Raw genomic sequence first — 7,974 nt, forward strand, 5'->3', positions numbered from 1 at the left:
TATAGCACAAATTTTGACCAATTCCGACGGTAGTAGTCGGAATTGTGGTGGCCCCATCGCAGGCAAGCCAGCTCCCACAGGGGAATGCATTCCAAATGTGGGAGCTGGCTTGCCTGCGATGAGGCCCTTACAGGCGCTTGAAACTACTCGTCGTCGTCGAAGTTGTAGCTACCCGGCGCCAGGTTCTCGAAACGCGTGTACTTGCCGATGAACGCCAACCGGATAAACCCGATCGGGCCGTTCCGCTGCTTGCCGATGATGATTTCGGCAATGCCCTTGTGTTCCGTCTCGGGGTGGTACACCTCGTCGCGGTACACGAACATGATCACGTCGGCGTCCTGCTCGATCGCTCCGGATTCCCGCAAGTCGGAGTTCACCGGACGCTTGTTGGGACGTTGTTCCAGGGAACGGTTGAGCTGGGACAACGCCACCACCGGGCAGTTGAATTCCTTGGCCAGGGCCTTCAAGGAACGAGAGATTTCAGAAATCTCGTTGGTACGGTTGTCGCCACTGGAACCGGGGATCTGCATCAACTGCAGGTAGTCGATCATGATCAGGGCGATGTCGCCATGCTCACGCACCAGGCGCCGGGTACGCGCGCGCATTTCGGACGGGCTGATACCGGCAGTGTCATCGATGAACAGCTTGCGGTCGTTGAGCAGGTTGACCGCTGAGGTCAGGCGCGGCCAGTCGTCGTCTTCAAGCTGGCCGGAACGTACCTTGGTCTGGTCGATACGCCCCAGCGACGAGAGCATACGCATGATCAGCGATTCACCTGGCATCTCAAGGGAGTACACCAGTACCGCCTTGTCGCTACGCAGAACGGCGTTTTCCACCAGGTTCATCGCAAAGGTGGTCTTACCCATGGACGGACGACCGGCGACGATGATCAAGTCGGACGGCTGCAGGCCGCTGGTCTTTTCGTCGAGGTCGGTGTAACCGGTGGAAATACCGGTAATCGCGGCATCGGTGTTGAACAGGGTGTCGATGCGGTCGATGGCTTTGGTCAGCAGGTCGTTGACGCTGACCGGGCCGCCGGTTTTCGGACGGGCCTCGGCGATCTGGAAGATCTGGCGCTCGGCTTCGTCAAGGATCTCGGCAGCGGTGCGGCCTTCGGGGTTGAAGGCGCTGTCGGCGATTTCGGTGCTGATGCCGATCAACTGGCGCAACGTGGCGCGCTCGCGGACGATCTGGGCATAGGCCTTGATGTTGGCGACGGACGGCGTGTTTTTTGCCAGCTCACCGAGGTAGCCCAGACCACCCACTTGGGAGGTCTGGCCTTCCTTGTCCAACTGCTCGGCCAGGGTTACCACGTCGATCGGTGAGTTCTGGTCGGCCAGCTTGGCGATGGCGCGGAAGATCAGGCGGTGGTCATGACGATAGAAGTCACCGTCCGAGACTTGATCCAGCACGCGTTCCCAGGCGTTGTTGTCCAGCATCAAGCCACCGAGCACGGCCTGTTCGGCCTCGATGGAATGCGGCGGCACCTTCAGGGCAGCGGTTTGCAGATCGTATTGCTCAGGAGCGGAGATTTCGTTCATGGCCACTTGGAATTTGGGGTGTGTAGAAAAACAAAAGGCACGACCTGTAAACAGGATCGTGCCCGATGTTAACCGGCTGGCACGCGAGGTGCCAGTCAGTTAGGTGCGACTTAAGCTGCTACCACGACAACGCGTACGGTGGCTTCAACTTCGGCGTGCAGGTGCACGGCTACGTCGAATTCGCCTACGTTGCGGATGGTGCCGTTCGGCAGACGAACTTCGCTCTTCTGCACTTCAACGCCGGAGGCGGTCAGGGCATCAGCGATGTCGTGGGTACCGATCGAACCGAACAGCTTGCCTTCGTCACCAGCGGTGGCAGTGATAGTCACTTCCAGCTCAGCCAGTTGGGCAGCGCGAGTTTCGGCCGACGCTTTTTTGTCTGCTGCGGCTTTTTCCAGCTCAGCACGACGCTCTTCAAACGCAGCCAGGTTGGCAGCGGTTGCAGCGGTGGCTTTGCCGTATGGCAGCAGGTAGTTACGACCGTAGCCGGCCTTAACGTTCACTTTGTCGCCCAGGTTGCCCAGGTTGGCGACTTTTTCCAGAAGGATCAGTTGCATGTGAAAATCCTCTAACTTTTAACCTTCACCGTTCGCGTTATCGGCGTCTTTCGACGCCAGACGACCGCGAAAATCAATCAGGCTGTCAACAATGGCCAAGACCACGAGTAACGGATAGATCAGCTGCATGAACAGCAACAGCGTGACGTACAACCCCACCAGCCAAAACCTGGCCAGTCGCTTTTGCGCGGCAAGCCCATGAATCAGGGCCAGCCCGGCAAACACCAGCGGTACGCTGCAAATCGGCGCCAGCAAGGCCATCTGTGGGCCGAAGTTCGGCCCGACAACCATGCACGCCAGCAGCAACATCGCCGGCCCCGCTGGGATTCTGATACTGCGAAACTCGCGACCAAAACCACCCGGGTTGTACAACAACGCCTGCCAATAACGCCCAAGAATCAGGCTCAGCACGCTGACGACCTGCAACAAAGCCGCAATCAGGCCGGTCAGGACCGGGGCAATCAGTGACGCAAACCGCGCTCGCTCATCTACCGACAAATGCTGGTAGAGATCCCCGAGGGCCAACGGCAGGATCTTGACGATCTCCTGCGCCAGCGCCTCGATCTGCGGGCGGAAAGCCGCGCCAAGCATCACTGAGTACACCAACCCCAATGCCACGCTGACCAGCAGCGTGCGGACCCAGGACTCACTTGCGCGCAAAACCAACGCAAGGCTCGATGACCCCAGCAGTACCAGAAGTACCCGTGGATCACCCATTTGCAGCCACCAGATCAAGGCCGGCAACAAACCCAGGGCAAGAACGCCAAGGGCGTCCTTCAAACCGCGCCGCAGTAGCACAAGGCAACCTGCGGCAGCACCCAACCAATAAAGCAACGGCAATGCCGCACATCCAGCCACTACCAGAGTGGCCTGCACGCGACCGCGCATGATGAACTCAGCTAAGGCGCGCATGCATTCAATCCCTTACTACTTGTCGACTGCCCGGTCTCAGCGGCCGTGGCTGTCGGTGTAGGCCAGCAGGGCCAGGAAGCGGGCGCGCTTGATAGCGGTGGCCAGCTGACGCTGATAACGTGCTTTGGTACCGGTGATACGGCTTGGAACGATTTTGCCGGTCTCGGATACGTAGGCTTTCAGAGTGTTGAGATCTTTGTAATCGATCTCTTTCACGTCTTCAGCGGTGAAGCGGCAGAATTTACGACGACGGAAGAAACGTGCCATTTGATAGGCTCCTTAAAAGGTCCGTGGATTACTCGTCAGCGTTATCGCTGTTGTCGCTGTCATCACTATCAGCGCTATCAGCGCCTTCGTGCTCAGGACGGTCGCGACGCTCACGGCGCTCACTGCGGTTTTCTTCAGCCTTGAGCATCTCGGATTGGCCAGTAACGGCTTCTTCGCGACGGATGACCAGGTTACGGATCACAGCATCGTTGTAGCGGAAGTTGTCTTCCAGCTCGGCCAGGGCCTTGCCAGTGCACTCAACGTTCAGCATCACGTAGTGAGCCTTGTGAACATTGTTGATTGCGTAGGCCAGTTGACGACGGCCCCAATCTTCCAGACGGTGGATTTTGCCGCCGTCTTCTTCGATCAGCTTGGTGTAACGCTCAACCATGCCGCCGACTTGCTCGCTTTGATCCGGGTGGACCAAAAAGATGATTTCGTAATGACGCATGAATGCTCCTTACGGGTTGTAGCCTGCCGCTCAAAAACGGTCAGACAAGGAGTGAATGACACTTATGGATCTTGCCGCAGGGGAGGCACATCGGTGCCTGCCAGGAAGGCAAGGGGCGCAATTGTAGAGAAGGGGGAGAAGCGGCGCAAGGCAATTGGTGATTATTTGAACAACCCCAAGCACCACAAACACAAATGTAGGAGCGAGCTTGCTCGCGAAAAACTCACAGACACCGCGCTCATTCAGGAAGCCCGCGTTATCGTTGACGTTTTTCGCGAGCAAGCTCGCTCCTACATCAGGATTGGGGCAAGCCCCACATGGTGATTACTTCTTGGGCTTGGCCTTAGCCTTGGCACCACGCTGACGCTGGGCTTCAAATAGGCACACGCCCGTCGCCACCGACACATTGAGGCTGCTGACACTACCGGCCATCGGCAGGTGCACCAGATAATCGCAATGCTCACGGGTCAGGCGGCGCATGCCTTTGCCTTCGGCGCCCATGATCAGGATGGTAGGGCCGGTAAGGTCCTGGTCATAAATGCTGACCTCAGCCTCCCCCGCCGTGCCCACGACCCACAGGCCGCGCTGCTGGAGCTTCTCCAGGGTACGCGCCAGGTTGGTCACGGCCACCAGCGGAATCACTTCCGCCGCACCGCAGGCGACTTTACGCACCACCGGCGTCAGGGTCGCCGACTTGTCCTTGGGCACGATCACTGCCAGCGCACCGGCAGCATCCGCCGAACGCAGACAGGCGCCGAGGTTGTGCGGGTCGGTCACGCCGTCCAGCACCAAGAGCAACGGTGCACCTTCGGTACGGTCGAGCAGCTCGTCGAGCATCGCCTCGCCCCACACCTGGCTCGGACTGACGTCAGCCACCACACCTTGGTGAACGCCTTCGACCCACACGTCCATTTCACGACGCTCGGCCTGGCCGATGGCAACCTTATTCTGCGTGGCCAACTCGACCAGCGCCTGTACGCGCGGCTCGCTGCGACCTTCGGCCAACCACACCTGCTTGACGCGCTTGGGATGGTGACGCAGCAGTGCTTCTACGGCGTGCACGCCGTAGATTTTTTCCAGACTCATGACTTGGCCTTAGGTTTGCGCGACCCGCCGCTTTTTGCGGGAGCCGAACCCGCTTTTGGCGGGCCTTTACGGTGTTTACTTGGCTTGCTCGACGGCTTTTCCGCCCCGTGGGACTTTCCCCCAGACGCCGCTTTACCACCGCTTTTGGCTTCGTTGAGCAACTGCTGCTTCAACTCGCGGCTCTTGCGCAGCTCGGCGTTTTTCGCCGCCGCGTCGCTTGGGCGGTAGGCTTCAGGGGCCTTGTCCTTGGCGGAAGAACGACGACCAGCCTTGGCAGGTGCAGGCTCGGCCGTGGTTTTTGCGGTGGCCGCTTTGCCTTTGGACGCAGGCGCTGTGGTTTCACCACGCTTTTTACGACCCGCAGGCTCAGCCGGCTTGTCAGGCATGCCGAAGTCGATCTTGCGCTCGTCGAGGTCGACACGCATGACCTGCACTTCAACGGTATCGCCCAAGCGGAAGCTACGACCGGTGCGCTCGCCCGCCAGGCGGTGGTGCACAGGATCGAAGTGGTAGTAGTCACCCGGCAAGGCGGTGACGTGCACCAGGCCCTCGACGTAGATGTCGGTCAGCTCGACGAACAGGCCAAAGCCGGTCACGGCGGTGATGACACCCGGGAACGACTCGCCCACGCGATCCTTCATGAACTCGCACTTGAGCCAGTTCACCACGTCGCGGGTGGCTTCGTCAGCGCGGCGCTCGCTCATGGAGCACTGCTCGCCAAGTTGTTCCAGGGCCGCTTCGTCGTACGGGTAGATCCGTGCTTTCGGAATGGTCATGGCACCGGCGCGCTTGACGTGCGGGGTGTTCTGCTTGGAATGGATCACGCTGCGGATCGCCCGGTGCGTGAGCAAGTCCGGGTAACGGCGAATTGGCGAAGTGAAGTGGGTGTACGCCTCGTAATTCAGGCCGAAGTGGCCCTGGTTATCGGCGCTGTACACCGCCTGGCTCAGCGAGCGCAGCATCACGGTCTGGATTACGTGGTAATCCGGACGGTCCTTGATGCTGGCCAGCAGGGCCTGGTAATCCTTCGGCGTCGGGCCGTCCTTGCCTTTGTGCAGGGACAGGCCGAGTTCGCCGAGGAAGGCGCGAAGTTTTTCCAGGCGCTCCGGCGGCGGGCCGTCGTGCACACGGTACAACGCAGGAATTTCGTGCTTCTTGAGGAACTCGGCAGTGGCCACGTTGGCCGCCAGCATGCACTCCTCGATCAGCTTGTGCGCGTCGTTACGGGTGGTCGGGGTGATCGCCGCAATCTTGCGCTCGGAGCCGAAGACAATGCGGGTTTCCTGGGTTTCGAAATCGATCGCGCCACGGGTATGACGGGCACCCAGCAACACCTTGTACAGCGAGTACAGCTGCTTGAGGTGAGGCACCACGCCAGCGTACTCGGTACGCAGGGCCTTGGCTTCGCTGGTCTTCGGCGTTTCCAGGATGGTGCTGACCTTGTTGTAGGTCAGGCGTGCCTGGGAGTGGATCACCGCTTCGTAGAACTGGTAGTCGGTCATTTCGCCGGTTTTGGAGATGGTCATCTCGCACACCATGGCCAAACGGTCGACTTTCGGGTTCAGGGAGCACAGGCCGTTGGACAGCTGCTCGGGCAGCATCGGGATCACGCGCTCTGGGAAGTACACGGAGTTGCCGCGCACCTGGGCTTCGTTATCCAGGGCCGAACCGATCTTCACGTAGCTGGATACGTCGGCAATCGCGACGTACAACTTCCAGCCGCCGGAGAACAGGCGCAGCTTGCCAGGCTTGGCTTCGCAGTAGACCGCATCGTCGAAGTCGCGGGCATCTTCACCGTCAATAGTGACAAACGGCAGATGACGCAGGTCGATGCGTTTTTCTTTGTCTTTCTCTTCGACTTCCGGCTTGAGCTTGGCGGCTTCCTTGAGCACGGCCTCAGGCCAGACGTGAGGGATATCGTAGGTGCGCAAGGCAACGTCGATTTCCATGCCCGGCGCCATGTAGTTGCCGACCACTTCAACGATATCGCCCTGGGGCTGGAAGCGCGCAGTAGGCCAGTGGGTGATTTTCACCTCGACGAACTGGCCGACCTTCGCGGCGCCATTGCGGCCCGGGGTGATCAGCACTTCCTGCTGGACCTTCGGGTTATCCGGCACAACGAAGCCGATGCCGCCTTCTTCGAAGTAACGGCCGACGATGGATTCGTGGGCGCGGGACACCACTTCGACGATCACGCCTTCACGACGACCACGGCGGTCGAGGCCAGAAACCCGCGCCAGGGCACGGTCGCCATCGAACACCAGACGCATTTGCGCCGGGCTCATGAACAAGTCGTCGCTGCCATCGTCCGGGATCAGGAAGCCGAAGCCGTCACGGTGGCCGGCAATGCGACCCAGGATCAGGTCCAGCTTGTCGACCGGCGCATAAGTGCCACGACGGGTGTAGATCAATTGAGCATCGCGCTCCATCGCACGCAGACGGCGGCGCAGGGCTTCGAGCTGGTCTTCGGTGGTCAGACCGAATTCTTCAACCAGTTGCTCACGGCTAGCAGGCGAACCACGATCGGCGAGGTGCGCCAGGATCAGTTCGCGGCTAGGAATAGGGTTTTCATATTTTTCCGCTTCACGAGCGGCCTCGGGATCGAGGGACTGCCAATCGGCCATTAGAGAGTTTTCACCTTGTCTATATGCGGGTTAGTTTGGCATACGCGTATTGAAACGGGAAATTTCAGGTATCAACAAGCGTTTAAAAGCCCTTTGCGGCCCCCGGAGCGCACCTTGCACGACCACTGGCGAAATTTTCCAGGCTTTTTTCATGGCAGGGGTTTACAGCTCAAATATCGCTCCGTATAGTGCGCGCCATCGACGACGGCAACGTTGTCAGATAATGCCCAGGTGGTGAAATTGGTAGACACGCCAGCTTCAGGTGCTGGTGATCGCAAGGTCGTGGAAGTTCGAGTCTTCTCCTGGGCACCAAATTCAGATCAAACCCGCGAAAGCGGGTTTTTTCGTTTCAGGCCTCTGATTTTTAACGGAAAAATTGATTTATATTTTTCGAATCAGGGGTTTACAGATCAAAAGCCCCGCCGTATAGTTCGCCCCATCAACAGCGGCAACGTTGTTAGATAATGCCCAGGTGGTGAAATTGGTAGACACGCCAGCTTCAGGTGCTGGTGATCGCAAGGTCGTGGAAGTTCGAG

Annotated in this window: 7 protein-coding genes and 2 tRNA genes (1 of these 9 running past the window's edge); 2 read left to right on the plus strand and 7 right to left on the minus strand. The window is 59.2% G+C overall.

Annotation, left to right across the window (positions count from 1 at the left end):
- Positions 1 to 143: 143 nt before the first annotated feature.
- The 7 genes from dnaB to rnr form a co-directional block, all read right to left on the minus strand.
- On the minus strand, positions 144 to 1,541 hold the full coding sequence (dnaB, locus tag AC1RAC_RS23745; RefSeq protein WP_003188079.1) for a replicative DNA helicase: 1,398 nt from the start codon (positions 1,539 to 1,541) through the stop codon (positions 144 to 146).
- A gap of 110 nt (positions 1,542 to 1,651) precedes the next feature.
- On the minus strand, positions 1,652 to 2,098 hold the full coding sequence (gene rplI, locus AC1RAC_RS23750) for a 50S ribosomal protein L9 (RefSeq protein ID WP_003171376.1): 447 nt from the start codon (positions 2,096 to 2,098) through the stop codon (positions 1,652 to 1,654).
- Positions 2,099 to 2,116: 18 nt separating this feature from the next.
- Positions 2,117 to 3,010 carry a YybS family protein gene (locus AC1RAC_RS23755; protein WP_034125655.1) on the minus strand — a complete coding sequence of 298 codons (894 nt, stop codon included), beginning with the start codon at positions 3,008 to 3,010 and terminating at the stop codon, positions 2,117 to 2,119.
- 36 nt (positions 3,011 to 3,046) lie between these two features.
- The gene (gene rpsR, locus AC1RAC_RS23760; protein WP_002551829.1) at positions 3,047 to 3,277 is read right to left on the minus strand and encodes a 30S ribosomal protein S18; all 231 of its coding nucleotides are present in this window, start codon (positions 3,275 to 3,277) and stop codon (positions 3,047 to 3,049) included.
- A 28-nt stretch (positions 3,278 to 3,305) separates the two neighbouring features.
- The gene (gene rpsF, locus AC1RAC_RS23765; RefSeq protein WP_003236224.1) at positions 3,306 to 3,728 is read right to left on the minus strand and encodes a 30S ribosomal protein S6; all 423 of its coding nucleotides are present in this window, start codon (positions 3,726 to 3,728) and stop codon (positions 3,306 to 3,308) included.
- 324 nt (positions 3,729 to 4,052) lie between these two features.
- On the minus strand, positions 4,053 to 4,814 hold the full coding sequence (gene rlmB, locus AC1RAC_RS23770; protein ID WP_003188074.1) for a 23S rRNA (guanosine(2251)-2'-O)-methyltransferase RlmB: 762 nt from the start codon (positions 4,812 to 4,814) through the stop codon (positions 4,053 to 4,055).
- Positions 4,811 to 7,438, minus strand: a complete 2,628-nt coding sequence (rnr, locus tag AC1RAC_RS23775) for a ribonuclease R (RefSeq protein WP_060764587.1) — start codon at positions 7,436 to 7,438, stop codon at positions 4,811 to 4,813. The genes rlmB and rnr overlap by 4 nt, the downstream gene beginning before the upstream one ends.
- Positions 7,439 to 7,663: 225 nt before the next feature.
- Between rnr and AC1RAC_RS23780 the strand changes: the two genes are divergently transcribed.
- Positions 7,664 to 7,750 (plus strand) — tRNA-Leu (locus AC1RAC_RS23780).
- A gap of 154 nt (positions 7,751 to 7,904) precedes the next feature.
- Positions 7,905 to 7,974 (plus strand) — tRNA-Leu (locus AC1RAC_RS23785); it runs 117 nt beyond the window's last position.

It is taken from the genome of Pseudomonas sp. GW823-FHT02F05, assembly GCF_058797315.1.